22 protein-coding genes and 1 tRNA gene are annotated in these 24,450 nt (G+C 66.7%); 9 read left to right on the top strand and 14 right to left on the bottom strand.

All coding sequences use genetic code 11. From position 1 onward, the window contains the following. Positions 1-984, bottom strand: a complete 984-nt coding sequence (locus CXQ91_RS01390) for a LysR family transcriptional regulator (RefSeq protein ID WP_104172129.1) — start codon at positions 982-984, stop codon at positions 1-3. 90 nt (positions 985-1,074) lie between these two features. Here CXQ91_RS01390 and CXQ91_RS01385 point away from each other — a divergent pair, with 90 nt between their 5' ends. Next, positions 1,075-2,340, top strand: coding sequence for an MFS transporter (locus CXQ91_RS01385; protein WP_104172408.1), 1,266 nt, complete (start codon positions 1,075-1,077; stop codon positions 2,338-2,340). A 9-nt stretch (positions 2,341-2,349) separates the two neighbouring features. On the opposite strand, the gene CXQ91_RS01380 is transcribed toward CXQ91_RS01385, so the two are convergent. Then, positions 2,350-3,513: a PLP-dependent aspartate aminotransferase family protein gene (locus tag CXQ91_RS01380; RefSeq protein ID WP_104172128.1), complete on the bottom strand. Its 1,164-nt coding sequence runs from the start codon at positions 3,511-3,513 to the stop codon at positions 2,350-2,352. A 132-nt stretch (positions 3,514-3,645) separates the two neighbouring features. On the opposite strand from CXQ91_RS01380, the gene CXQ91_RS01375 reads away from it, so the two are divergent. Then, a complete protein-coding gene (locus CXQ91_RS01375) occupies positions 3,646-4,149 on the top strand; it encodes an Lrp/AsnC family transcriptional regulator (RefSeq protein WP_104172127.1) in 504 nt (167 codons plus the stop codon). Positions 4,150-4,171: 22 nt separating this feature from the next. Here the strand turns inward: CXQ91_RS01375 and CXQ91_RS01370 are convergent, their stop codons facing one another. The 3 genes from CXQ91_RS01370 to CXQ91_RS01355 all read right to left on the bottom strand — a co-directional run bounded on the left by CXQ91_RS01370 (position 4,172) and on the right by CXQ91_RS01355 (position 6,635). Continuing rightward, positions 4,172-4,411, bottom strand: a complete 240-nt coding sequence (locus tag CXQ91_RS01370) for a 2-nitropropane dioxygenase (RefSeq protein ID WP_104172126.1) — start codon at positions 4,409-4,411, stop codon at positions 4,172-4,174. Continuing rightward, a complete protein-coding gene (locus tag CXQ91_RS01365; protein WP_258073785.1) occupies positions 4,408-5,226 on the bottom strand; it encodes a helix-turn-helix domain-containing protein in 819 nt (272 codons plus the stop codon). Before CXQ91_RS01365 ends, CXQ91_RS01370 begins: the two co-directional genes overlap by 4 nt. Before the next feature lie 167 nt (positions 5,227-5,393). Then, complete coding sequence (locus tag CXQ91_RS01355; protein WP_104172124.1) at positions 5,394-6,635, bottom strand: MFS transporter; 1,242 nt, start codon at positions 6,633-6,635, stop codon at positions 5,394-5,396. Between the two features lie 175 nt (positions 6,636-6,810). On the opposite strand from CXQ91_RS01355, the gene CXQ91_RS01350 reads away from it, so the two are divergent. The 3 genes from CXQ91_RS01350 to CXQ91_RS01340 are packed head-to-tail and all read left to right on the top strand — an operon-like array spanning position 6,811 to position 8,798. Beyond that, positions 6,811-7,314 carry an Lrp/AsnC family transcriptional regulator gene (locus CXQ91_RS01350; RefSeq protein ID WP_374953604.1) on the top strand — a complete coding sequence of 168 codons (504 nt, stop codon included), beginning with the start codon at positions 6,811-6,813 and terminating at the stop codon, positions 7,312-7,314. A 6-nt stretch (positions 7,315-7,320) separates the two neighbouring features. Beyond that, positions 7,321-8,316, top strand: coding sequence for a magnesium/cobalt transporter CorA (gene corA / locus CXQ91_RS01345; RefSeq protein ID WP_104172123.1), 996 nt, complete (start codon positions 7,321-7,323; stop codon positions 8,314-8,316). 11 nt (positions 8,317-8,327) lie between these two features. Beyond that, the gene (locus tag CXQ91_RS01340; RefSeq protein ID WP_104172122.1) at positions 8,328-8,798 is read left to right on the top strand and encodes a cell division protein ZapE; all 471 of its coding nucleotides are present in this window, start codon (positions 8,328-8,330) and stop codon (positions 8,796-8,798) included. On the opposite strand, the gene CXQ91_RS01335 is transcribed toward CXQ91_RS01340, so the two are convergent. Continuing rightward, positions 8,795-11,455 (bottom strand): PEP/pyruvate-binding domain-containing protein, encoded by a 2,661-nt coding sequence (locus CXQ91_RS01335; RefSeq protein WP_104172121.1) that lies wholly within the window; start codon positions 11,453-11,455, stop codon positions 8,795-8,797. The genes CXQ91_RS01340 and CXQ91_RS01335 overlap by 4 nt on opposite strands. A 156-nt stretch (positions 11,456-11,611) precedes the next feature. Between CXQ91_RS01335 and CXQ91_RS01330 the strand changes: the two genes are divergently transcribed. Continuing rightward, on the top strand, positions 11,612-11,962 hold the full coding sequence (locus CXQ91_RS01330) for a hypothetical protein (RefSeq protein WP_104172120.1): 351 nt from the start codon (positions 11,612-11,614) through the stop codon (positions 11,960-11,962). On the opposite strand, the gene CXQ91_RS01325 is transcribed toward CXQ91_RS01330, so the two are convergent. From CXQ91_RS01325 to galU, 7 genes are all read right to left on the bottom strand, one after another. Continuing rightward, the gene (locus tag CXQ91_RS01325) at positions 11,943-12,785 is read right to left on the bottom strand and encodes a trypsin-like serine protease (RefSeq protein ID WP_104172119.1); all 843 of its coding nucleotides are present in this window, start codon (positions 12,783-12,785) and stop codon (positions 11,943-11,945) included. The two genes, CXQ91_RS01330 and CXQ91_RS01325, sit on opposite strands and share 20 nt — an antisense overlap. A gap of 183 nt (positions 12,786-12,968) precedes the next feature. Continuing rightward, positions 12,969-14,561 carry an ABC-F family ATP-binding cassette domain-containing protein gene (locus CXQ91_RS01320; RefSeq protein ID WP_104172118.1) on the bottom strand — a complete coding sequence of 531 codons (1,593 nt, stop codon included), beginning with the start codon at positions 14,559-14,561 and terminating at the stop codon, positions 12,969-12,971. A gap of 102 nt (positions 14,562-14,663) precedes the next feature. Further along, positions 14,664-14,736: transfer RNA gene (locus tag CXQ91_RS01315), tRNA-Ala, on the bottom strand. Between the two features lie 57 nt (positions 14,737-14,793). Beyond that, positions 14,794-15,516: an SDR family oxidoreductase gene (locus CXQ91_RS01310; protein WP_104172117.1), complete on the bottom strand. Its 723-nt coding sequence runs from the start codon at positions 15,514-15,516 to the stop codon at positions 14,794-14,796. A gap of 22 nt (positions 15,517-15,538) precedes the next feature. Further along, complete coding sequence (locus CXQ91_RS01305) at positions 15,539-16,504, bottom strand: hypothetical protein (RefSeq protein ID WP_258073784.1); 966 nt, start codon at positions 16,502-16,504, stop codon at positions 15,539-15,541. A 166-nt stretch (positions 16,505-16,670) separates the two neighbouring features. After that, positions 16,671-17,288, bottom strand: a complete 618-nt coding sequence (locus CXQ91_RS01300) for a GNAT family N-acetyltransferase (RefSeq protein WP_104172116.1) — start codon at positions 17,286-17,288, stop codon at positions 16,671-16,673. A 6-nt stretch (positions 17,289-17,294) separates the two neighbouring features. Beyond that, positions 17,295-18,200 (bottom strand): UTP--glucose-1-phosphate uridylyltransferase GalU, encoded by a 906-nt coding sequence (gene galU, locus CXQ91_RS01295; protein ID WP_104172115.1) that lies wholly within the window; start codon positions 18,198-18,200, stop codon positions 17,295-17,297. A 99-nt stretch (positions 18,201-18,299) separates the two neighbouring features. Between galU and CXQ91_RS01290 the strand changes: the two genes are divergently transcribed. The 3 genes from CXQ91_RS01290 (at position 18,300) to cpaB (ending at position 20,127) form a co-directional block, all read left to right on the top strand. Next, on the top strand, positions 18,300-18,896 hold the full coding sequence (locus CXQ91_RS01290) for a 5-formyltetrahydrofolate cyclo-ligase (protein WP_104172405.1): 597 nt from the start codon (positions 18,300-18,302) through the stop codon (positions 18,894-18,896). A gap of 139 nt (positions 18,897-19,035) precedes the next feature. Beyond that, positions 19,036-19,284 (top strand): FmdB family zinc ribbon protein, encoded by a 249-nt coding sequence (locus CXQ91_RS01285; protein WP_104172114.1) that lies wholly within the window; start codon positions 19,036-19,038, stop codon positions 19,282-19,284. Positions 19,285-19,398: 114 nt separating this feature from the next. Beyond that, on the top strand, positions 19,399-20,127 hold the full coding sequence (cpaB, locus tag CXQ91_RS01280) for a Flp pilus assembly protein CpaB (RefSeq protein ID WP_104172113.1): 729 nt from the start codon (positions 19,399-19,401) through the stop codon (positions 20,125-20,127). Positions 20,128-20,177: 50 nt separating this feature from the next. Here cpaB and CXQ91_RS01275 read toward each other — a convergent pair whose 3' ends face one another. Then, on the bottom strand, positions 20,178-24,413 hold the full coding sequence (locus CXQ91_RS01275; RefSeq protein WP_104172112.1) for an AAA family ATPase: 4,236 nt from the start codon (positions 24,411-24,413) through the stop codon (positions 20,178-20,180). Between the last annotated feature and the right edge of the window lie 37 nt (positions 24,414-24,450).

Here is a 24,450-nt window from a genome sequence, read left to right as displayed (position 1 = left end):
TCAGCCTTCCGAACGTGACCGGACGAGTCCGGCCAGCAGCGCCGGCCCCTCGGTTACCACCAGCTCGCGGAACAGCCTGACCTGGTCCGGCTCGCCCTCGGGGCCGCCGCGGCGCTCCCGCCATGCGAGGCCGATTTCACGGAATGCCAGGTCTGATTCCAGCGGCACCTCCACCCAGCCCAGGTGGCCGGTGTGCGGTGTCACCGCCCGGCCGGGAGCCAGTCCGCCGGGTGGAAGGATGCTGACACCGAGCCCGGCGGACACGAGGCCGCGGACGGTGTGGGAATCCTGGCTTTCAAAGGCGATCCGCGGGCGGAGGCCCGCTTCGCGGAACAGCGCGTCCGTCAGCGAGCGCAGGCCGTATCCGGGTCCCATCGCCACAAACGGATCCTGCCTGATGTCCGCCATCCGTGCGCTCTTCCGGCCGGCCAGGCGATGTTCATGGTGCACCACCAGCCGCAGCGGTTCCCGGTACAGGGCGGCTATGCCGATGCTCCGGCCCGCCGGTGCGACGGGCGCAGTCAGGGCCAGGTCAGCGGTTCCCGCCGCGAGTTCGGCCAGGCACGCGTCCCGGGCACCCTGGCTGAGGTCGAAAGCGGTCTGCGGATGGCGGCTGCGGAAGACGCTGATCAGCAGCGGCAGCGTCGCCTCGCCAAAGGTGTGCTGGAACGCCACGGCGATCCTCCCGCGCACCACCTCGGATTCGTGCCGCACCAAATCCAGCCCCGTCCGGAACTCGTTGAGCGCCGAGTCAACGTACGGCAGCAGCGCCTTGGCCGCCGGAGTCAGCCGGACTCCCCTGCCGTCACGGATCAGCAGGTCAGTGCCCACGACGGCGCTGGCGCGGGCGAGCGCCCGGCTGACAGTGGACTGGGGTATGCCCAGCAATTCCGCTGTTTCCGTTACGTGCTGCGTCCGCCCGAGCTCGGACAGGACGGGAAGCAAGGGCAGCAGCTGCACCAGCTGTTTGTGATCGATGTCCATCGGGCCTCCCGAAGATTGATCCGATACAGACATTTATTCTATGTAAATCATGCATTGGAAGCATACCTTTCGTCCGTCTACGCTGGCTTCATGCCCCTGCTGTCAACGCACAATCCGCCGAAACCCGAGCCGTGGGACGGCCATCCGAAGGGCTCGGCGGCGTACGGAAGGCTTCTGGCGGGGCTGGCGTTCGCCGGGGTGGCAACGTTCGCCCAGCTCTACTCCACCCAGGCCGTACTGCCCATCATGGCAACCGACCTGCAGATCACGGCGGCCGAAGCTGCCCTCACCATCTCCCTCGCGACGGTGGGACTCGCCGTCACAGTCATCCCGTGGTCCTTCCTGGCAGACAGGATCGGCCGGGTCAGGGCCATGACCCTGGGCATCCTGGCTGCGACCGTCCTGGGCCTTCTGGCGCCCCTGGCCGCCACTTTTCCCATCCTCCTGGGCCTCAGGCTGCTCGAGGGCATGGCGCTGGGCGGGATTCCGGCGATCGCCATTGCCTACCTGAACGAGGAGGTCCACAAGGCGCACGCCGCGCTGGCCGCAGGGACCTATGTCGCGGGCACCACCCTGGGCGGGCTCGCGGGGCGGCTTGTTGCCGGTCCTGTGGGGGAACTATGGGGATGGCGGGCGGCAACATTGGCCGTTTCGCTGCTTGCCGCCGTTGCCGCCGTCCTTTTCCTGCTCCTGGTGCCCAAGGCCCGCGGCTTCACCCCCGCACGGGCCAGCGGATTGCGCGGAGGCGCGAGGACTCTGGCAGGCCATCTCCGCAATCCCCGCCTTCTGGCCCTCTATGTGCAGGCGTTCCTGCTCATGGGCGGTTTCGTGGCCGTCTACAACTACCTCGGATTCCGCCTCTCCGGGGATCCGTTCGGACTTCCAGCCACCCTGATCAGCCTCATCTTCGTGGCCTACCTGTCCGGGACCGTGACCTCCCGGCTGGCCGCCGGACTTACGCTGAAGTTTGGGCGGCGGACCATCCTGCTGGCCGGCATCGTGCTGATGGTCCTGGGCCTCGTGCTGACCCTGACGCAGTTGCTGGTGCTGATCCTGGCCGGGCTGCTGGTCTTCACCGGCGGCTTCTTTGCGGCGCACAGCATCGGGGCCGGCTGGACCGGAGGAATCGCCACGACGGGCAGGGCGCAGGCCGCCTCCCTGTACAACCTCGCCTACTACCTGGGCTCCAGCGTCATCGGGTGGGCCGGCGGCCTGGTCTTCCAGTCGTTCGGGTGGACGGCGCTTGCCCTGGCGGTCATCGGGCTGGGATGCACGACGGCGGTGATCACCGCCGTCGTGCATCCCGCGTCGGGTGACGGGCAAACGAAACGTGCCGGCCAAACGCTGCCAGCCTGAGCGGTCCAGCTAGCGGGTTCCCTCGATTGCCTGCACCAGGTCCGCCACGATGTCTGCGGCGTCTTCCAATCCGACAGACAGCCTCAGCAGCCGGGCATGGGGCTTTGCCTCGGCGGCGACGGGTCGGTGGGTCAGCCCCGCCGGGTGCTGGATGAGAGTGTCGATGCCGCCGAGGGAAACGGCGTGCGTGATCATCCTGACCTCGGCCGGAATCCTCTCGGCGTGCTCCGCACTGGACAGTTCAAAGGCCATCAGCGAACCGGGGCCGGACATCTGGGTGCCCACCAGCCCCAGCGGATCGCACTCCGGGAGCCCCGGGTAGTGGACAGCCTTCACCAGCCCGTGGCCGGCGAGCGCGGCGGCGACCTTGTGCGCTGTTGCCTGCTGCGCCCGGACGCGCACCGGGAGCGTGGCCAGTCCGCGGTGGAGCAGGTAGGCCGGCCACGGTGTCAGGATGCCGCCGGTCACGGCACGGACCTGGCGGAGCCTGGTGGCCCACTCCGGTGACGTGGCCACCACCCCGCCCATGGCGTCCCCGTGGCCGCCGAGGAACTTGGTGGCGCTGTGCAGCACCAGCGTGGCGCCATGGCTGAGCGGCTGCTGGAGCACGGGGCTGGCGAACGTGTTGTCGACCAGGAGCGGGACGCCGTCGGCGTCGGCGGCCAGCCGTGTGATGTCCACGAGCTCCAGGCTTGGGTTGGCGGGTGTCTCCACAATCACCAGTCCGGTATCCGGACGCAGCGCGGCGCGAACGCCATCCGGCGTCGTAAAGGTCACCTCGGTGCCCAGTACGCCCGAGGCGAGGACATGGTCGCTCCCGCCGTACAGCGGACGGACCGCCACCACATGCTTCTTGCCGGCCGCCACCGTTGCGAGCAGCACCGCCGAAAGGGCTGCCATGCCGGTGGCGAACGCGACGGCCTCGGGCGCGCCCTCCAGGACGGCCACACCTTGCTCGAAGCGGGCAACGGTGGGGTTCCACAAGCGCTGGTAGACGGTGCTCTGGCCTTCCAGATGCACCCCGCCGGTGGCCATTTGTTCGTAGGCCTGGCCGCCGTCGTGCACTGACGGAAGCGGCGCCGTGGTGGACAGGTCAATCGGCACGGCATGGACACCCTGCTCGGTGAGGCCGCTCCGGCCTGCGTGGACAGCCAGTGAATCGAGAGATAGCACGGAACTCCTTTGAATTATTCGCCATTGAATCCGGCAAGTATCTGGCAATAATTCGGAGTTTCACAGGCCGTACGAATGGAACTGTCGGAAAGTGGAGTTTATGATGAACTCATAACACTTTGAGGAGGCCCTGTGAGCAGCGGTGCGAAGAATATTCGGCTCGGAGCGGGAACCGAACCGCTGGACGCCATCGATGAGCGGCTGCTGGCCGCCCTGGTGGAAGACGCCAGGATTTCGAACAAGCAGTTGGCCGAGCTCGTGGGCATAGCTCCGTCCACCGCACTGATGCGTACCCGGGCACTGTCCGAACGCGGGATCATCCAGGGGTTCGAGGCGAAACTGAGCCTGTCCGCCATCGGCCGTTCGGTCCAGGCACTCATCGCGGTCAGGCTCCGTGCCCACGACCGCGAACAGATCGACCGGTTTACGTCGCGGGTACCCAGGCTTCCGGCTGTGCTTTCCACTTTCCACACGTCCGGCTCGGTGGATTACCTGCTGCACATCGCCGTGGCGACCACCGAGGACCTGCGCGACTGGGTCCTGGACAACCTGGCAACTGATCCCGTGGTGGGCCACACCGAGACCACGCTGGTGTTCGACCACATCCAGGGCAACCACGGGCCGCTGCCCGACTGAGTTTCCTGGGTGCCGCTAACCCCTAGTGCCAGATGTAGAGCCCGGAATGCGCGGCGCCCATAATGTCGGTCCGCAGCACGTCCAACTGCTCGCGGCGAAGCGTTGCGGCGCGTTCACGTTGGGCCCAGTCGGAGAGAATGACACGCCGGCGTTCGGCCCAACGGACCAGGGCGGAGCCCAGTCCTGCCGCAGCCGACTCGACGACGGTCGGGCGGCGGTAAGGGCTGCAGGCTGCCGAACCGGTGGCGGAGACTGTGCTCATGGCACTTTCCTTTCAGGACTTCCTGGTTGTGCGTTCTCTGGTGCGTTCCGCGATGTGCGGCCCCGGCCGCCCGCCGAAGCGGGAACGCCAAGGATGGGGAAGGCGTTCAGGTGGATCTGCACCGGGCGGGCGCCTTCCTGCTCGCCTTCGCTCCTGATATCCTCCAACAGGCGGTGGCCGTAGGCCTCCAGGGCGTGCGTGTACCTCGCCAACTGGTCCGCAGTCAGGCGTGCATTCGCAGTGCTGATGAGGGCCGCATGGAGCCATTCGGCGTCAAGGCTTTCGCTGCCGTGTGCCATAAAGTCCGCCAGCACGGCCTGCCTGCTGTGTTCAAACTCGCGGGTGACCAGCCGCGAGGCTTCCTCCGTAGCCGGCGACGTTGCCAGCTCAGGGGACGTGATCTGGATGGCGCCGCGGGGGCGTTCCCACCAGCGCTCCCGCGCGGTGCCCTTGCCTTCCACTTCCCTGACAAAGTCGTGCTTGGCCAGCTGGCGAAGGTGGTAGCTCGTGGAACCGCTGGACTCGTTGAGCAGTTCGCCCAGGCTGCAGGCCGTCTGCGCCCCGTAGCGCGAGAGCATCTCGAGGATCTGCACGCGCAGCGGGTGCGCAAGCGCTTTCAGCGACACGGTGTCCACCCGGCGGACAGGGAACGGCTGGTCCTCCCCCGCCGTGAGGCCGGCGTCAGCTGAACCGGCTGCCGCGGCGCGGCCCGCTTCGGCGGCGTGGGCTGCCTCCGCGGCGCGGCCTACTTCGGCGGCGTGGGCTGTTTCGGCGGCGTGGGCTGTGGGTGACGCCGTCTCCCGTGAACTGTTCATACCTCAAAAATACTCTTGCAAAGAAACCTTTGCAAGCATTTCTTTGCAACACTTTGTTTGCAACAGTTTCTTTGCACGCCGACAGCTGCTGAGGCCCCGGAGGGCTCCGGGAGCGCGCTAAGTCCGGCTCGGCTCCCGGTCCTCGGCCTTGCTCCGGACTACTCCGCTCAGGCCGGCCGGCGGACGGCGGCAGCCAGCGTCACGGCGGCCAGGGCGAACGCCAGGAGTGCGCACAGCACCACAAAGCCGGCTACCGCCGCCTGCAGGCCGTATGCCGCCGTTGCCATGCCCAGGCCGACTACGGGGAGGGCACTGCCGAGGTAGGTGATCACGTAGACCGTGCTGATGATTTGCGCGTGCCTCGAGGCCTCCACTTTTCCTGCCACGTCGTTGAACACGGTCCGGAAGGACACCCCCTGGCCCACGCCCGCGGCCAAGCTTGCCGCGATCAGCAGCCACGGACTGCTCCATGCTGCGGCCGCGGCAATCAGGAGCACCGACACTCCAAGTACGGCCAGGCCGGCCGGCACCACGAACTTCCCGCGGACTGCAAGCAGCTGGCTAAGGGCCGAAGCGCCGAGCGTCAATCCGGCGAGCACGCCGATAAGAGGGCGGGAATCGGCGTCGACGATCTGGGCAAAGTAGCCGGGAGCGAGCGAAAGGCAGAAGCCAAAAACGGTGAAGCTGAGGAATCCGACGGCCGAGGCAAGCCAGAAGGCGCCGCGGGCCTCGCTCGAAACGGACGGACGGCGCGGTGCCAGCACCTTGAGCGGCTGCGGGCCCGCGACGGACGTGATGGCCGGCCGCGCCTTGAGCAGGTATAGCGGGACGAGCATGGCGATAAGGACCAGCGAGTGAAGGTAGTACGGCGTGGACGTTGGCCCCGGCAGGAGGGACAGGATTCCGCCAATGGCCGGACCGGCGGCCACTCCCCCGGCGGATGCCAGCAGGGTGAACCGTGAGGCCCAGTCGGGACGGGCGGGCAGAAGTTCGCGCAACGCGGCGGAACTGGCCCCGGTGGCCAGCGCCACGGCGATGCCCTGGAGGGCGCGTCCGGCGGAAAGCATCGCCAGACTGTGGGCGTTGGCGAACACCAGGCCGCCCGCCAGTCCCACGACGACGGCCAGGAGCAGTGCCGCCCGGCGGCCGATGTGATCGGACCAGTGCCCGGCAAGCATCAGCGTGGACACGAGGGCAAGCACATACACCGAGAACGCCACCGTGATGCCGAATGACCCGATGCCAAGATTCGCCTGAAGCAGCGGGTACAGCGGGGTTGCGAGGTTCGCGCCGACGAGCAGCGTGAAGATCACAACGCCCGCCATAACGAGCCGTGCCGTGGTGGAAGCGTCCCATGCCCAGCCTCCGGCGGTGGCCGGACGCATGCGGAGTTCGCTGAAGACAGTCATGTGCGTGCCTTTGCGTGCAGTGCCGGCCTGACCGTTCCTTGTGGGAACAGACGCGGTCCGGGCGAAACATTGATACCTACAGAATGGGACATATCTGATCCTGAATACCAAAATTCATGCCAAAATTGATCAAAACAGTCAATGGTGCCTGGTGATGATGAACCGGAGTGATGATTTGAACAGCCTGGACAGTACGGACCTGAAGATCCTGCTGGAACTGATCCGCGATCCGCGGGTCCAGATCGGCGAGCTCAGCGACTCGCTGGGCATCGCCCGCAACACGGCCCAGTCCCGGATCCGCCGGATGCTGCGCTCCGGCCTGCTGCACGACGGCGGACGGGAGATCGACCTCGAGGCGGTGGGGTACGACGTCGTCGCCTTCGTGACGATCGAAGTCAGCCACCGGGAGCTCGATGGCGTGGTGGGCGCCTTGCGCCTTATTCCGCAGGTCCTGGAAGTCCACGAGATTTCCGGGCGGGGCGACGTCTGGTGCCGAGTGGTGGCCACGGATACCCATAACCTGCAGACGGCGCTGCGCTCGATCCTCAGGATCAAGGGCGTGATCCGCACGGAGACTGTCCTCGCGCTGCACACGCACATCCCCTACCGCACGGAACCGCTCATCAGCAGGCTCGCCCAGAGCGCCGCGCCCGCCATGCGCGCCAAGTCACTGGGATAATGGCGCGTGACCATCATCGACAACGCCGTATACGTGGACGGCTACCGGACGGCTGAGCCGCACAACCTCGAACAGACCTTTGAGACCATTGCAGACCATGGCGGCATGGCCTGGATCGGCCTGTACCGGCCCAGCGAGGCCGAAATGTCCGCGGTGGCCCAGGAGTTCGGACTCCATCTGCTCGCCGTGGAGGATGCCATCTCGGCCCACCAGCGTCCCAAGCTGGAACGCTATGACGACGTCCTCTTCACCGTGCTCCGTCCTGCCCGCTACCTCGACGAAACGGAAACGGTCGAGTTCGGCGAGCTGCACGTCTTCACGGGCAAGAACTTCGTGATCACGGTCCGGCATGCGGAGACAGCCGGTGTGGCCCAGGTGCGGCAGCGGCTGGAGGGCCGGCCCGAACTCCTGTGCCACGGGCCGGAAGCGGTGCTCTACGCCCTGATGGACCAGGTGGTGGACGACTACGTTCCCGTTGTTGCCGGACTGGAGAACGACATCGATGAAATCGAGGATCAGCTGTTCAGCGGGGATTCCTCGGTCTCCCGCCGCATCTACGAACTGGCCCGCGAAGTGATCCAGTTCCAGCGGGCCATCCATCCGCTGCCGGGGATGATGCAGCTGCTCAGGCGCGGGTTCGACAAATACGAAGTGAACACGGAGCTGCAGCACCACCTCCGCGACGTCGAGGACCACGTGGAGCGGCTGATCTCCCGCGCGGACACCTTCCGCGACATCCTCCAGAACGCGCTCACCCTGGACGGCACCCTGACTGCCAACCGGCAAAATGAGGCGAGCGCCAGGCAGAACGAGCAGGTCAAGAAGATCTCGTCATGGGCTGCCATCTTCTTCGCGCCGTCCTTTGTGGCCGGCGTTTACGGCATGAACTTCGACCATATGCCCGAACTGCACTGGACGCTCGGCTATCCGCTTGCGATTGCCATGATGGCCGGTACGGCGGCGCTGATGTACGCCATTTTCAAACGGAAGGGCTGGCTCTAGGAGCCTGCGCCATGACCGAACCACTGTCCGGCGGCCCGCAGTCCGCCTTCCGGCCGGGGCGGATCATCATCCCCGGCACGGCCCGGCAGCTGGGCACGTTCGGATTGTTCGTCCCTGCACCCGGCCAGCGCCGCACGCTGGAAGTGGCCGGCAAGCCGCTGGCGGTGAAAAGCGCCGAAGGTGACCTCTTGTGGATCGGCTTCCCGGAACTCAGGGGGGCGGCCGCCGGGGATATGGCTTCGCTGGCCGCCCGGTTTGGGCAGTGGGTGGTGGACGGCATCCCGGCACCGGCCGGTCCCGTTGCCGGTTCGCCGGAGTGGCAGAAGTTCCTGGACATTGTGGACCGGTTGTTTGCTGCGGACGTCACCCTGTTCCTGATCGGCGCGGCGCTGCCGGAGTTCGGCGCTGACAGCCCGTTGTCCCTGCTGCTCCGCGTGGAATCGGACGAGGAACTCCCGGCCGGGCAGTCGTCCGGGAGCTAGGCCGTGCCGGGCTGTACCAATGTCACGGTGCCGGCGTCGCCGTCGACCTCTATCTGCTGGCCGCTCGCGATCCGGCGGGTCGCCACCCCGGTGCCGAGCACCGCGGGGATGCCGTACTCCCTGGCCACGATGGAGCTGTGGCTCAACGGGCCGCCCACATCCGTGACCACGGCCGAGGCCATGGCGAACAGCGGGGTCCACGCCGGAGTGGTGATGCGGGCCACCAGCACCTCCCCCGGCTGCATCCGGGCGAAGTCTTCGGGGCCGGCCAGCACCCTGGCCGGAGCGCTGACCCGGCCCTGGCTGGCACCCACACCCTTGATCGTGTTCCCCTGCTGGTCCTGGGACCCCTCCGGCATCATCCCGGCCAGGGACCGCTGCAGCCACCGGATTTCGGGCAGCATCTGCGGGGCTGCGGCCTGGCGCTGGCCCCGCCAGCGCATCCGGCGTTCCCCGACCGCCTCCGCCAGCACCGGCCGCTGAGCGCCGGTAATGGCCGCCGGCCCGCTGGGGCCGGCAAGGCCGAATCCGACGGCGCTGCTGGCTTCCTGGTATCGGAGCCAGAACACGTCATCAGGTTCCGCAATGAGTCCGGCAGCGACCAGCCGCCGTCCCAGTTCACGCAGCATCCGCCGCATCAGCGGCCAGCCGAGTCCGACGTCGGCGAGCGCATCCTCGCGGATCGGTGCCGACCCCTGCGCCCACCGGAGCAGCCGTACGAAAGCGGCCCGGCGCGCAGGGTGCAGACGGGCCAGTATCCGACCCGTGCTGTCCTCGCGGCGGGCGGCCGCGAGCTCCCGTCTCCGGTGCGGATCGTTGCCCTGGCCGCGGAGGTAGAACTTCAGCGTATCCAGCAGCGGGGAGGGGTCATCGGCCGGCACGGGATTGATGAAATCCAGGTTATAGACCGTGTGGCCGAAGCGGTCCAGGTGGAGCTGGAACCGGTGTTCCCACTGCTCCCAGAGTCCTGCGTCCATCCCGGCCGGACGTGTCCCTGACAGTTGCGCCGTGGCCAGGGACTTTGTTGGCGTTCCCAGGACGGCGTCTGCGAGCCCGGGGACTCCACGGGACCACCCGGCGAGGTCGAAGAGGGCCGTCTCAGCCCGGATGGGTTCGCTCTCGTAGCCGAGCAGGAACGTCTGGGCCGGTGGATCCGCGTCCCGCCGAACGAACGATTCGTAGAACTTCTGGAAGGCGAGTTCGCTGGACGACGCGATGGGAATGATGGACTGGACGGCCGTGTAGTACACCGTCCCGGCATCAAGCAGCGCTGACACGCCCTCCAGCAGCTCCTGCCCGGTGAGCTCCGTGACGGGCTTGGCCGACCAGGATTCCACCACGTGCACGTAGCGCGGATGGGAATAGTCCCGCCAGCCCGGGATTCCCATGTGGGCTTCCCCCCGGATCAGGGCGCGGACGGCGGCCGGCATCTTGCCCATCAGCCGCCACAACCCGGACGTGCGGTAGTAGTAATAGGCGTAGCCGTTGATGGCGGGCAGCCCCAGATCGCCGTCCCGGAGGCTGCTCTTGCCAAACGCTTCGTCCAGCAAGGCATTCAGCGACCGCGACACTGAGCCGTCAATCAGGTCCGCGAACAACGGCGAAAGCGGATCGGGAAGCTGTTCGACGATGCTCGCGCGGAAGTAGAGCCCCTTCGGGTAGGGCACGCTCCAGTCAGTCGGCGTTTCACCCGCAGGCTCGGGCAGCGCCGTGATGGGCCTGGATTGCAGAATGAAGAATTCGCCGTCCGAGCGTGCCCACTCAATGTCCTGCGGGGAGCCGAGGTGCTGTGCGATGCGTGTTGCGTACCCGGCCAGTGCGAAGGCCCCGGCGTCGTCCAGAACGGGCTGAAGACGGCGGGACGCCGGTACCGGTTCCTCGCGAGTACCCCGGTCCGCATAGACCGTCATGGTTTCCTTGTCGGCCGTCCGCCGGGACACCACACGGCCTGTCGGGGCGTCGACGACGATGTCATCGGTGGACACGGCGCCGCTGACCACGGATTCGCCCAGGCCCCAGGCAGCGCCGATCACAATCTGGTCGCGGCGGCCCGTGGCAGGGTTGGCAGTGAACAGGACTCCGGCGGCGTCGGCAGCCACCATTTGCTGGACCACGACGGCCAGCCGGACGTCCTCCGGCCGGATGCCCTCCCGGGCACGGTAGGCCATCGCGCGGGCGGTCCAGAGGGACGCCCAGCAGCTGATGACCGCCTCGATGAGGGCATCGCTGCCGCGCACGTTGAGGTACGTATCCTGCTGGCCCGCGAAACTGGCCGAGGCGAGGTCCTCGGCCGTGGCGGAGGACCGGACGGCCACAGCGGCTTCGCCGCCCTCGCCGGCCCCCAGCTGGTGGTAGGCGTCGCGGAGCTCCTCCGCTATCGCCGCCGGCATCACGCCGCCGGCGAAGAGCCCGCGGATGCGCCCGGAGGCCTCCTCGTATTCCCGGGTTGTGGCGGAAAGAGGCAAGGCGGCTTCCGCCTGAATGTGCTTGGTCAGCCCGTTGTCCCGGACGTACAGCTCGTAGGCGGCTGTGTTCAGCAGGAATCCCCTGGGCACCGGCAGGCCCGCTCGAACGAGTTCGCCCAGTCCGGCACCCTTGCCGCCCGCCACCGCGACGTCGTCGCGGCCGACCACGCTGAAATCATTGATGTAGCCCATGAGCGAGCGGCCTCCTGTCCGGCCGGGGCTGCCCTGTTGCCCCGGATTCACAACATCTTGGCACGAGCGGTGGCATCAGGCCATGGCAGGCAATGCCGATGTTGGTCCTGGTCCGGGGTCTTCCCCTGCCCGGCCCCAGTCCCTAGTGTGGGTCCCATGGCTGATGCTTTTTCCTCCCTCGTGGAGACGTTCAGGAACGTGGGTGTATCGAGGGCTTACGGGGCTCCCGTGCAGATCGGCGGCGAGGAACTGGTTCCCGTGGCGCTGGTGTCCTTCGGTTTCGGCGGCGGCGGTGACGCCGGGTCCGACGGCACAGCCGGGGCCGCGGAGGGCGGCGGCGGCGGGGGCTTCGTGCTCCCGCTGGGCGTCTACACCAGGAACGGGCAGGGCCGGGTGGTGTTCCGGGCAAACACGCTTATGGTCCTGGCGGGATTGGTCCCGGTGGTGTGTGCGGTGGGGATGTCCATCCGGGGGGTACTCAAGACCGTCAGCGCAAACCGGCGGTAGCCTTGATCCAGTCCAGCTCGTAGGGTACCGAAGCCGACAGGTTCAGGTAGGCGGGGGCCGGCGGCAGTTCAAGGGCGTTCGTAACCCCAACCAGCTTCTGCTCCCCGTGATCGGACCAGATGACGGGTCCGCCGCTGTCGCCGCGGTTCGCTGACGTGTCCGGCGAGTACGTGCAGAACTGCCAGGGTCCGGCGATGTCCGGGCATGCCTCCGCGGGGACCGTGGTGAGTTGGGTTTCCATAAGCCGGCGTGCAGCGTCGCAGGGTTCCGCCGCGATGAATGGATCCCCGGTGCAGCCGTAACCCGCCACCGTGACCTCAGCCCCGACCGGCGCGGGTGTGGATGCCAATTCGATGGCCGGCTCGGAAACGGCCGACTGCAGGAAGAGCAGCGCAATGTCGTCCTTGATCAGTGCCGGATCGTAGTGCGGCATGGGCACGGCCCTTGCAACCCCGACGGTGTACTGGTTGCGTTTTTCGCCATAGTGGAACGTCACGTCGATGGCGGAGGGGCTGCGACCGTTGTTCCGGATGCAGTGTGCCGCCGTGACGACAGTGTCGTCATTGATCAGGGACCCGGTGCAGGATGCAATGCCTTCCGGATAGGCAAGCTGCACCCTGACCGCCCACGCGTAGTCGTCCGAATCCGCCGCCCTGCCGCCTTTGAACACCGCAAAGGCGGGCGTGGCCGTTGCGGCCGTGAGGGCCGCGGTGATGATCGCCGACAGCAGCTGCGTCACGAGCCGCCGGCGCCGGCGTCCGGGGCGTGCCGGGATCGTGCCGCCGTTGCGGGGCTGGGTCTGCGTGAGGTTGCCGTTGCGCATGAGGTTTGCTCCTCATCATTGCCTGGAGGTATATCGCGGATGTGGTGAAGGAACCAACACGAACCTCAGGTTCCCGGAGATCACACATCTGCCCCCAGTCGCAGCACCATTACTCTGCCCCTCCCTTCAGGCAGGCGTCAAGGGTATGAGGACCCGGGCGGGCAGTCTGCCACCCAGGGACGCTTACGCGGCGCGCACCTCGACCTCGCCGGGCAGCCCCGCGTCAGCACCGAACACGAGGTAGCGGTTGGCGATCTTCTCGCTGAAGAACCGGTCGTGGCTGACCACCACGACGGCTCCGGGGAAATGCAGGAGCGCCCGCTCCATGACCTGGGTGCTGGACAGGTCCAGGTGGTTGGTGGGCTCATCCAGCAGCAGGACCGAGGCGCCGGACAGCAGGCACTGGGCCATGGCGACGCGTGCCTTTTGCCCGCCGGAGAGGTTTCCGATTTTCTGTTTGAGGTCCGCCTCGGAGAACTGGAACATCGCCAGGAACCGGTTGACTGATTTCTTCGTGGCGCTGAAGGCCAGGCTGTCCGGCAGCGCGTTGACTGCATGCGAAACAGTGTCGGCGTCGTCGAGTTCCTCGAGCATCCGGTTGTAGGACACGAAGCCGGGTCCCTTGGCCCAGGAGACGACGCCGGTGTCCGCCTGTTCCTCGCCGGTCAGCACCTTCAGGAGGGTTGACTTGCCGCTGCCGTTGGAGCCCAGGACCACGATCCGGTTGCCGCGCCTGATCTCGAAGCCAAGGCCGGAGAAGAGCGCCTTGTCGCCGTAGGACTTGCCCAGCCCTTCCACGCGGCAGAGGACGTCCTTGACGTGCAGACCACCGTAGATCTCGGTGACGATCTGGTCCACGGGACGGGGTGTGCGGGACTTCTTGATTTTTGCCAGCTGGTTGCCCAGCCCGCGGCTGGCCGCCTTGGCAGCCTCGCGGCGGTCGGCGATGCCCTCAGCCTCGAACGCCAGCAGCTCGGACTCGTGCACAAACTGCTGCTCGAGGGTTTTGAGGCGGAACTGCTTTTGCACAATGTATTCGCCGAAGTTGCCCGGGTACTCGTGCAGGTGGAAGTTTTCCACTTCGATGATCCGGGTGACCACGGCGTCGAGGAACTTCCGGTCGTGCGAGACGATGATCGCCGCGCCCTTGAAATCCCGGAACCAGCCCTCGAGCCATTCGACGCCGGCCACGTCCAGGAAGTTGGTGGGCTCGTCCAACAGCAGGACATCGGGATCCTCCAGGAGGATTTTCGCCAGGGCCGCACGGTTGCGCCAGCCGCCGGACAACTCGTCGATGGCGCAGAGCCGGTGGGCGTCACTGAACCCCAGCGTCGTCAGGACCTTGTCGATGCGCCGCGGGTAGTCCCAGCCGTCCAGGCGGTCCATATCCTCGAACAGTTCGGCCTGGCGGGAGATCAGCCGGTCGAGTTCTGCTGCGGCGGGATCCCCGGCGATGGCCGCATCGATGGATGCCAGTTCGGCTTCGACGGCCTTGATCTCCACGAACAGCCCGTCCAGGACGTCGGTAATGGTTGACTCCCCGTTCAGTTCGGAGAACTGAGAAAAGTAGCCCACCGTGGTTCCCTGTTCCACGGTGACGGTTCCGGACTCCGGCGTGATCCGGTCAAGGATCAGCTGGAGCATGGTGGTCTTGCCGGAACCGTTCTTGCCGATGAGCCCCACCCTGTCACCCGGTTCCAGGCGGAAGTACGCCTCGCGCAGGATCTGGGTGCTATCGAATCGCACGCTGACGTCGTGCAGCCGGATAAGGCTCATTGCTGTCCTCTCGAGGGGGTGGTGCGTGGGCGCGCAGTACCGGCCCGGGAAACAGAAAGCTCCCTCACCCAGCACTGGCGCCGGATGAGGGAGCTTACTCTGTGGAGCTAAGGGGATTCGAACCCCTGACCTCTTCGATGCGAACGAAGCGCTCTACCAACTGAGCTATAGCCCCCGGGCCGCCGCTATTCCTTGGGATGTTCCCCAGAAACAGGCAACCGGTGTCCCTAGGCTACAAACTATCTGCGTGCTTCGCCAGCCAGCTACCGAATGTCTCGCTTCCGTAGCGCTGCTCCGGGACCAGGTTCCGGCCCTCCCGCAGGAATTTGCCCATGGTGATGACTTCCGGTCCACCCATGGTCTGGAGCCTGTGGAGTTCCTGCGAGGGCTCCTCGAGGGCTGCTTCGAGCAGTGCCGCCGCCACATCAGCCGGCGCGATGGTTTGGAACCGGGCGCCCTTGATCACCGGGATGAACCCTACTTTGGCGCCGGCAGCGAACAGTTGCACCGGGAGGCTGTGAAACTGCGTCGTGCGCACGGTGACAGTCTCCAGGAGCGACCCCGCATAGACATCCTCCTTGTCCGCCTTGGACCGGTAGAACCGCAGAGGCACCTGGTCACAATTGATGATGGAAAGCAGGACGGCCTTGCGGACACCGGCGGCGTGCGCCGCCCGGAGGAATCGGGCGCCGCCGTCGGCAAAGTTCCTGAGGGCCCTGCCGGACTTGCCTTCCAGGCAATCAATCACGACGGCGGCACCGGCCAGCGCGGCCGATAGCCCGTTCCCGGTGGTGACGTCTGCCCGGAAGTAGGTGGCGCCGTCGTTATCCACTGAACTGACGGAAGCCGGCGGGTGACGGCTGATAACGGAAACCTCGTGGCCCAGCGTCAGCGCTTGGCGGACCACCTCGCGGCCAACCTGTCCGGTGCCGCCGGCAACGCAGATGTGAGTCATGCTCCGGGGCTAAAGTTCACACTCAGGCGCGGCGGCGCTGCAGGACGTCGTCCAGGTTGCTCAAGGCACTCTGCGCCTTGGTGAGGGGCTTGGCAGAGGCCGCGCCGGCTGCCGGAGCTGCCGCCGGACCTTGCTTGAGGGACGGCTTCCCGGCGGCCTTGGGGGCCTCGGGCAGGTCAAGCGGCTCAGGGGCTGCCCGTTCGGCTTTGGCGGCTTCGACGTAGGTGGGCTTGGGAACGTCAACCGGCTCCCAGCTGGATTCAGTGCTGACAGCAGATCCCGGTGCAGTGGCGGTCCGCAGGGCGGTATCGCCCGAGGCCTTGGCCTCGGCGAGGGCAGCCTCACGCAGTTCCTGGGCCGTCAGCGGCTTTACTTTGGGCTTGTTGCCCGCCTCAGCGTCGAAAAGCTGGCTTTCCGGGGCGTCCACGGCCGGTTCCCGGGTGGGACGCGGGACAGCAGCGCGCATCTGGCGCTCCGGGGCAGTCATGGCCGCACGGAAGGCCGCATTCATCCTGACGCGCCGGTCCCGCACCGCCAACCGCCGAAGCGACGCCACAGCCACGACAGCCGTCAGCAGGGACACGACAGGCAGCCACGGCCCCCCAATCCCGAACATGAGGAGGACACCCGACACGATCCCGGTCAGCAGGGACACGAGCGCCATGAGCGCGATCGCACATCGTCCGTAACGGATCCTAAGTACACCCGGACGCGCCTTCGCCGGCCCCGGGCCGGCGGCGGGGGTCAGGGATCCCTGGGCGGATCCGGTGGCCTGCTTGGTTTCCATTGATTTCTCCTGCTGGGCGGCCATTTTCATGACGTTTCCGGCTTGGGGGGTTGCGGGTTCAGCGAAGTTGAGTTCGGGCATCAGCTCGACGGCGGGCTGCAGCTGATGCCGGCGGTTCCGGAGTACGTACGGGGCCACCCAAACAATCCAGAGCACGACAGCGACCACAAGGATCACTGAGCTGCTAAGGGGGAAGTCCACAATCAAAACCGTATGAGCATTTCGCCCCCCGCACTCGCATTACCTCCGGTGTGTCGCGGGGCAGGTGGCAAATCAATGGATTTATGACGAAGGACACTGCAGCCGACCGTCAGGGCAGCCGCAGGAAGGGCAGCAGGAGCGCGTCAGGACTGGCGGCAAAAAGGGGTCAGGACGGGCGGTTTCTCAACCATCTGGCCAGCAGCCCTTCAGGGATCTCCTCGGCGGTGAGGGCGAAGGACCTGTGGTCTGCCCATTCCCCGTTGATGTGCAGAAACCGTGGCCGGTAGCCTTCGTCACGGAAACCAAGTTTTTCCACCACCCTGAGGCTGGGCGCATTTTCGGGCCGGATGTTGATTTCCATCCGGTGCAGCCCGAGCGTGCCGAAGCAGTGATCGGTAACCATGGCCACAGCCGTGGGCGCAATCCCCCGGCCGGCACACGTTCTGTCCACCCAGTAGCCCAGCGTTGCCATCATCGCCGAGCCCCAGATGATGGAGGACACCGTCAGTTGCCCAACGATAACGGGATTGCGCTGCCCCGGCGTCCGCTCGGTAATCACAAACGGCAATGCCGTGGCCTGGGCCGCCTGCGCGTTGAGGGACCTGACCATCTGCCGGTAGTCGGGAAGCGCCCCTCCGGGAGCCGGGTTGGACGCCTCCCACGGAGCCAGCCACTCGGAATTGCGGGACCGGACCGCCATCCATTCCTTACGGTCGCGGTACCGGATGGGCCGCAGCACAAGGTCGCCGCACTCCAGCGTCACCGGCCAGATGCTGCCCCGCATGGGCCGTTACTTGACCAGCGAGGCAGTGAATTCCGGCAGCCATTCGCGCAACCCGGGGCCGAGGTCATCGCTGTCGCAGGCGAGCTGGACGCAGGCCTTGAGGTAGCTGAGCTTGTCACCGGTGTCATAGCGGCGGCCGCGGAACACAACGCCGTAGACGCCGTAGCCCTCACCGGTTCCCGCGGCAAGTTCCTGGAGTGCATCGGTGAGCTGGATTTCCCCGCCCCTGCCCGGTTCGGTACGTTCGAGGACGTCGAAGACGGCAGGGTGGAGGACGTACCGGCCGATCACGGCCAGGTTCGACGGCGCTTCATCGACGTCGGGCTTTTCCACGAGCTTCCTGATCCGCACGAAACCGTTCATGTCGGTTTCGTCGATGTCGGCGCAGCCGTACGCGCTGATCTGGGAAGGTTCGACCTCAATGAGCGCAACCACGGAGCCGCCGGTCTTGGCCTGGACCTCGATCATGGTGCTCAGCAGTTCGTCCCGGGCGTCGATGAGGTCATCGCCCAGCAGTACGGCGAAGGGCTCGTAGCCAACGTGCTGCTTGGCCCGCAGCACTGCGTGGCCAAGGCCCATGGGGTCGCCCTGGCGGACGTAATGGATGTCGCCGAGGTTGCTGGCAGCCTGGATGGATTCGAGCTTGGTGGTGTCGCCCTTGGCTTCCAGCATTGCCTCCAGCGAGGGAACCCTGTCGAAGTGGTCTTCCAGGGCGCGCTTGTTCCGGCCGGTGATCATGAGGATGTCGTTCAGGCCAACGTGGACCGCTTCCTCCACGACGTACTGGATCGCGGGCTTATCCACTACGGGCAGCATTTCCTTGGGCATGGCCTTGGTGGCCGGAAGGAACCTGGTGCCGAGACCCGCAGCAGGAATGACAGCCTTGCGGACGGAAGTATTGGTGGTAGTCACTGGACTAATCTAACGTCAGGGACCAAACATTGGGTAATTGCACGGACCGCCCGGTTTCGCCCCGCACTGAGGCCTCCGGGCATGGAAGGACAGCCGCTGATGCCATCGAAGGAAGAGATCCGCTCCGCCCACAGGACCGAACGTGCCGCTGCCTCCGCCGCCGGGCTGGAAGCCGCCGGCGCCGGCATCGCCCGCCACGGACTCCAGTGGGCCACCATGGTTGCAGCCGGTGAGCGCAGCACTTTTGCCGCGTACCTGGGTGTGGGATTCGAACCCCCGACCCTCCCGCTCATCGCCGCACTTCACGGGACCGGACACAGGGTGCTGTTGCCGGTCTGCGGGCCGTCGCTCACCCTGACCTGGGTTTACTGGACCCCCGCGACCGAATTTGTGCGCAGCAGTTACGCACCCATCGAGGAACCCGTCGGAGAGCAGCACGGCATTGAGGTCATGCGCGACGTGGCCGGGATCTTCGTCCCCGCCACCGCCGTGGACCTGTCGGGCAACAGGATCGGCCAGGGCGGCGGCTACTACGACAAGTTCCTGGCGGGGCTGGAGGCAGAGGGCCTGCCGGTGCCTGCGGCAGCTGTGGTCTACGACAGCGAAGTCCTTCAGGCCGGCAGCATTGCCGCAGAGTCCTATGACCGCCGGGTTCCCGTTGCAGTCACCCCGTCAGGCCTCACACAGCTGATGTAATGCTCCCCTGCCGCTGATGATAGAATTGGCACTCAGGCCCTGCGACTGCTAAGGGACGGAACACGCCGACGGAAACATCGGCGGTACACCGCGCCCCGCAGCACGGGACCTGTTCGTTTGTCCCAGAGGAGGATTTCCAGTGCCCACGTATGCATATGCCTGCAAGGACTGCAGCCACGCCTTCGAGATCGTGCAGTCGTTCACCGACAGCTCCCTCACGTCCTGCCCCGAGTGCGAGGGGACGCTTCGTAAGAAGTTCAACAGCGTCGGCGTCGTTTTCAAGGGCTCAGGCTTTTACCGGACCGACTCCCGTGACACCAAGGGCAGCAGCGTCTCGTCCGCCCCGGCGGCGGCTCCCGCACCGGCCGCAGCCGCAGCCGCCAGCTGACGGAACCCCGCCACTCCCCTGCCGCACCCTAGCGGCCCCGACCGCACCAACGGGTTGTCCACATAGGACTTCATCAGGCTGTCCGCACCACGCGGGCCCTTCTAGCGTGTCGGTATGCCATCCACCCTCCGCACCAACGGATTCTCGTCACGCAGGCACGGCTTTCGGTCAGGACGCCCTGGCCGTTCGGGACCATCTGCCAGGCGTCGCCTCGCTGCCTGGCTCAACCGCAACCGCAGGCTCGCCGTCGCGCTCCTGCTGTGCGCCGCCGCCGGCATCGCCGTCCAGCAACTGACACCGGCGCCCGCCCACACAGTGACCGCCATGGCCTCAGCCAGGGATCTTCCTGTCGGGGCAACCCTCTCAGGCAATGAGGTGGTGGCCGTCAGGGTACCGCCCGGGATGATTCCCGCCGGCGCCTTCACCGACACCGCCGCGATCCAGGGCAAACAGCTCGCAGCCCCGCTGCGGAAAGGCCAGCTGATCTCCGACACCCAGTTACTTGGACCCGGGCTGCTGGCCGGCACCGCACCCGGTTCGGCGGCGGTGCCCCTGAGGATGGCGGATCCGTCGTCCATCCAATTGGTGGCACCCGGCCAGCTGGTCAACATCGTCATGACCAACAGCACCGACTACGGCCAGGCGGCGGAATCGGAGGTGCTGGCGGCCTCTGTCCCGGTCCTGTGGACTTCCGGACAGGGCGGACAGACCGGTCAGTGGCTGGGCACGGCAGAAACCGAGGGGCTCATGGTGGTCGCCGCGGATCCTGACCAGGCCCGCCGACTTGCCGGCGCCTCAACGCAGGGCAAACTCTTCTTCGTGCTCGTGGGAGCGCCGGGCTAGCTGTACTGCTAGCCGGTCAACGGCCGGCCCGCTCCCGAGGAGCACGCCTGTCAGCCCCAGTGCGGCGGTTTCTGTTCCTGAAGCCATGCATCGTGGTCGTAATCCGAGGCGTGATCGCCCCAGCGCTTCGGATCGTCCTCAGCGGCCTTGTTCGGCAGCACTCCGGCGGGCACGCCGACGCCCGCGGTCTGGCGGCTCCGGTTGGCCTCGTCGGCCCTCGAGCCGGGGACGCCGCCCTGGTTGGCCGCTTCGCTGCTGTTCTTCTCCATGCCGTCTTCCTTGCTGTACTCCACTGAACCGGGTCCGGCAGTCATGGGCTCATCCCCGCCCGCGCCGCCCTGTTCCAAGGGTACCGAGGGATTGCCCGTCGATGCCACGGTCCCGGACCCGCTGCGGTCCTCGTCGCGAGGCTCGGTCCCGGATGCGTCCTCCTGGAAGGCCTCGCTGCCACGCTCGGTGCTGGTGAGCGTCAGGTTGTCCACATCGTCCTCGAAAAACCCCTGCGAAGCGGGTGCGAATCCGGTGACTGCCGGCTTCTCCAGCCCCAAGTAGCCGCCGATCCGGTCGGCACAAGCGGAAGGATCAGTGAACACTTCGATGGTCCAGAGAGGCATGTAGCGCCAGCCCAGCCGTTCCAGCAGCTGCGGACGCAGCCGGCTCCGTTCCCGCACGCTCATTCGCCGGTATTGCTCCGTGCCGTCGGACTCAATGGCGACGGGCCTGGGGATTTCAGCATCATCCTGACCGATGGAATTCACCGGGTCCGCGGCCGCAGCCACGTCGATAACGCCGTCGTACTGGTGCCAGACCCTGGCGCCGCGGGCACGCAGCCTGTCGCCCAGGTCGGCCACGAGGGGGTCGGCACCCAGTGCCTGTTCGCTCGCGGCTGCACGGGACGCAGGGGTCCCGAGATCAGTGTTGCCGGCAATCTCACGGTCAAGGAGTTCATAAAAGTCGACGGCGCCGTGGCTGAGGCGGCTGACGTCCAGGTCTTCCGGTTTGAAGCAGCTGAGTACGTGGAGGGAACGCCGGGCACGGGTCATGGCCAGCGCGAATTTCTCCCTCCCGCCTTCGGCGGACAACGGACCGAAATTGTGGAGCGCACGGCCATGCGGCGTGCGGCCATACCCCGGGGAAAAGATCACGTGGTCGCGGACCAGGCCCTGGGCGCGTTCCAAATCCACCACACGGAAGGATTCGGCTCCGGCCGTGAAGAAACTTGCCAGCAGCGGGTAGTTGGGCAGCTGCAGCCGGATGGCCTCACCGATCCTGGCAGCGTGGCGGAGACTCGCCGTAACCACGGCGAGCGAGGTCCGGGGCCGCAGCCGGGCGTGCTCAAACACGAGGCCAACCACCCGGTTTACCTCGGCGACCGCCGATTCCACGCCTTCCTGGTCAGCGCTCGGAAGGCCGGTGCCGTCGGGCAGGTACTCCACCAGCAGGGCCCGGTCCAGTCCGGTGGCTGTCTGTCCCTCGGGAAGCCTGCGGAGGCGGCCGCCGTAGAAGCTCTTGCTCAGCTGCAGCACGAGGTCTTCGTCGACCGCCCGGTACACGGAAGTCAGCCTCCGCGTGGGCAGCACTGCGGACAACGCGGTGTACGCACTCTCAACGCTCTGGTGGGCGGTCTCGCCCGCAGCGAGCCGTTCGACGCCCACGGTGAACGTGCGGGGGCTTGCGATCTTGTCGTCGCCGAACGCGATGACCTGCCTTGCCCGGGCGATCGCCGGAAGGACGGCCTGCAGGGACGTCGCCTCCGCATCGAGGATAACCACGGCGTCGAACTTCTGCTCGGCCGGCAGCAATCCCGTCATGAGGTAGGGGCTGACGGACCAGACCGGCACCAGCATGGGAACCAGCGCGGGGGCCTGTGCCGTGAGGGCGGCCAGGGTGACCCGGCCATCCTTCAGGAGGCTCCGAAGCAGGTCGGCCTGGCGGGGGTTTTCGCCGATGCCGGCGCGCCAGCGCTCGGCGAGGGCCCACCGCAGCCGCGCCGCCCCGCTGGCGATGTGCGCATTGTCCGCCAAACGGTACTCGGCTTCGAGCTGCCGGAGAGCGTCGCCGTCGGACATTGCCAGGTAGTCATCGCCGCTGATCATCGCTTCCAGGGCGGACTGCCACCAGGCGAGTTCCAGCTCCGACGCGACGGACTCCGCGGGTACTTCGCGGTCAGCCAGGTCGGCGAGCAGTTCCCCGAGCCCGTGCTCACGCATGTTCTCAATGAGCAACGTCCGCTCCGGAAGCGTCTTGAGCGTCCGGGTGTCCGCCACCAGCCGCTCCAGGCGCCCCATCAGTTCTTCATACGGTGTGTGCTGGAGGTCGCCGCCGGCGGCCGTGTACTTCACGGCCGCACCCAGCTGGACCAGTTCACGCTCAAGGCTGCGGTACATCACGTTCACTTCGCCCAGGCCGGAGGGCACTGCAGGGTGTCGCTGCGTGGTCGCGTAGCCCGCCCAAAGCGCCCGCTGCTCCTGGACCAGCACCAATGAGCTGTGGAGGTCGGAAATGTGCACGCCGGGACGGACGTATTCCTTGGCGACACGGCGCAACCGCGAACGCTGCATGGACGGCATCTCGATGTTCCGCTCACGACGCCACGGGGACGTGGCGGTCGCGGAGATGAGGTCGTGGACCGGCCTGTCAAAGATATCCGGAGTGAATTTATCCAGGCTCTCCCGAACGGCCATCAGCAGCTCCAGCTGGGCGCCCCACTCCGCGAATGTGGCTCCGAGGCGGATCTGGGCGTGCTCGGCCACCTCGTTCATGCGGTTGCGGAGCACCGGCAGGTTCTTCTCAACCGAGCGCGCAACCTCCTGCGCCTCCTCGGTTTCCTTGCGGGTCAGGAGCCGTGCGCCGTGCCAGGGGCTGGTGGTGGATGCCCGGCTGAAGCTGCCGAGTTCGGCCGCCCGGTGCAGGCGGCCGGCCAGCTCCTCACGGTCCCGGATGTTGTCCAGGACGCTCCGCTTCAGCCGCACGGTCGTGGCGGGAGCCGGCTGGATGGACGTCAGTTCAGCCAGCGACTGCATGGCCTGATAAGGCGAGCACCCCCACCGCTGGCGGACGTTATGCAAGGATGCCACGTGGTCCATGAGCGCGTGCCGGTGCTCGGCCAGGGTGGTGTGCAGGTTCTCGAGCTGGGGCTGAAGTGACTTCTCATTCCGCACAATGGCACGCACCAGCTGACCCTTGAGCTGCAGGGGCGACGCCGTTCCGGACAGCGCAAACAGGATGGACTCCAGGCCGAGCGTCTCCAGCTGGCCGGCAATCTCGCTGAGGCTGGCACGGCGGTCGCCCACCACCAGGACGGTCTTGCCTTCGTCCACCAGCGCGCCGATGGTGTTGATGGCGGTCTGGGTCTGGCCCGTTCCCGGCGGGCTGCTGACAACGAGGGAGTCGCCGGCGCGCACGGCGTCCACCATATACTGCTGGTCGGCGTCGGCGTCGAGCAGCAACAGCTCGTCGGCAGGATCCCGCTGGTCGATGTCCTGGAAGCGGTCTTCCGCCAGTTCGGCAACGTCCACGGCCTCCCCGGCGGCGGCGCGGGCCAGGGCTGCCACTACGGCATTGTTCTGGTTGATCCACGGGTCGTCGAGGTTCCCGGAGAGGTCCGCAAACGTTGAAACGAGCAGATTGTGCTCCACGTCCGCCCCGTGAATGGGTTTGATGAGGGTGCCCAGGCGGTCCAGGACGGGCAGGGGATCGAACCGGGCCGTGCTGTAGGCCATCCGGGTCACGGCGTTGACGTCGAACACGATGCCGTGGATGCTCTTCAGGTGCCGGATGAGAGCCGGGTTGATGTGGGCCTGCTCAGTCAGCTGGAGCTCGTAGTCATCCTCGCCCGGGCGGACGGTCAGGGAAATCGCGGTGAGCATCACCGGCGCAGACACCCGCTGGGGCTTTCCGCCGACGGCCGATGTCCAGGACACCGTCCCGGCCGAAAAGTAGCCTGCATCGATGCCGCGGTCGTTCCCGAGTTCGAAAATCTTGGAGCGGAGGTTGCGCGAAGCCCTCGCGGCGACAACGTACTGATCGTGGTCGCGGATCAGCGTGGACAGGCGCGTACGCCGTCCAGCCATGAGCTGGGCCAAACCGGACGGATGGGCATGCGTGAGGTCGATGGACCCTTCCGGCGTCTTCGTAAAGCGCAGCATCGTGTCTGCTCCGGTGACCGGCTTAAGCCCCGACAGCCACTTTTTGAGCTCCTCGGAGCCCTCTGGGAGGCCTTGACCAACTGACACTACTGCCTTCTTTTCTGCGCTTGCACGTGACGCCCTGGACCATACCGGCATACTTTCGAGCGTAGCCCGAATCGGGGCCCAGTGAGAG

It is taken from the genome of Arthrobacter sp. Y81, assembly GCF_002929335.1.
GTDB lineage: Bacteria > Actinomycetota > Actinomycetes > Actinomycetales > Micrococcaceae > Arthrobacter.
Note: the sequence above shows the minus strand (reverse complement) of the source record. Positions and strands in the feature narration are given on the sequence as shown.

Excerpts from the sequence above, each read along its gene's own strand:
- CXQ91_RS01365 (WP_258073785.1), bottom strand. The coding sequence starts at position 5,226 with ATGAACAGTTCACGGGAGACGGCGTCACCCACAGCCCACGCCGCCGAA.
- CXQ91_RS01335 (WP_104172121.1), bottom strand. The coding sequence starts at position 11,455 with ATGGGCTACATCAATGATTTCAGCGTGGTCGGCCGCGACGACGTCGCG.
- CXQ91_RS01355 (WP_104172124.1), bottom strand. The coding sequence starts at position 6,635 with ATGACTGTCTTCAGCGAACTCCGCATGCGTCCGGCCACCGCCGGAGGC.
- CXQ91_RS01325 (WP_104172119.1), bottom strand. The coding sequence starts at position 12,785 with ATGCGCAACGGCAACCTCACGCAGACCCAGCCCCGCAACGGCGGCACG.
- CXQ91_RS01290 (WP_104172405.1), top strand. The coding sequence starts at position 18,300 with ATGCCATCGAAGGAAGAGATCCGCTCCGCCCACAGGACCGAACGTGCC.
- CXQ91_RS01390 (WP_104172129.1), bottom strand. The coding sequence starts at position 984 with ATGGACATCGATCACAAACAGCTGGTGCAGCTGCTGCCCTTGCTTCCC.
- CXQ91_RS01385 (WP_104172408.1), top strand. The coding sequence starts at position 1,075 with ATGCCCCTGCTGTCAACGCACAATCCGCCGAAACCCGAGCCGTGGGAC.
- CXQ91_RS01300 (WP_104172116.1), bottom strand. The coding sequence starts at position 17,288 with ATGCGGGGCAGCATCTGGCCGGTGACGCTGGAGTGCGGCGACCTTGTG.
- CXQ91_RS01275 (WP_104172112.1), bottom strand. The coding sequence starts at position 24,413 with ATGCCGGTATGGTCCAGGGCGTCACGTGCAAGCGCAGAAAAGAAGGCA.
- CXQ91_RS01330 (WP_104172120.1), top strand. The coding sequence starts at position 11,612 with ATGGCTGATGCTTTTTCCTCCCTCGTGGAGACGTTCAGGAACGTGGGT.
- CXQ91_RS01370 (WP_104172126.1), bottom strand. The coding sequence starts at position 4,411 with ATGAGCACAGTCTCCGCCACCGGTTCGGCAGCCTGCAGCCCTTACCGC.
- CXQ91_RS01340 (WP_104172122.1), top strand. The coding sequence starts at position 8,328 with ATGACCGAACCACTGTCCGGCGGCCCGCAGTCCGCCTTCCGGCCGGGG.
- CXQ91_RS01320 (WP_104172118.1), bottom strand. The coding sequence starts at position 14,561 with ATGAGCCTTATCCGGCTGCACGACGTCAGCGTGCGATTCGATAGCACC.
- CXQ91_RS01310 (WP_104172117.1), bottom strand. The coding sequence starts at position 15,516 with ATGACTCACATCTGCGTTGCCGGCGGCACCGGACAGGTTGGCCGCGAG.
- cpaB (WP_104172113.1), top strand. The coding sequence starts at position 19,399 with ATGCCATCCACCCTCCGCACCAACGGATTCTCGTCACGCAGGCACGGC.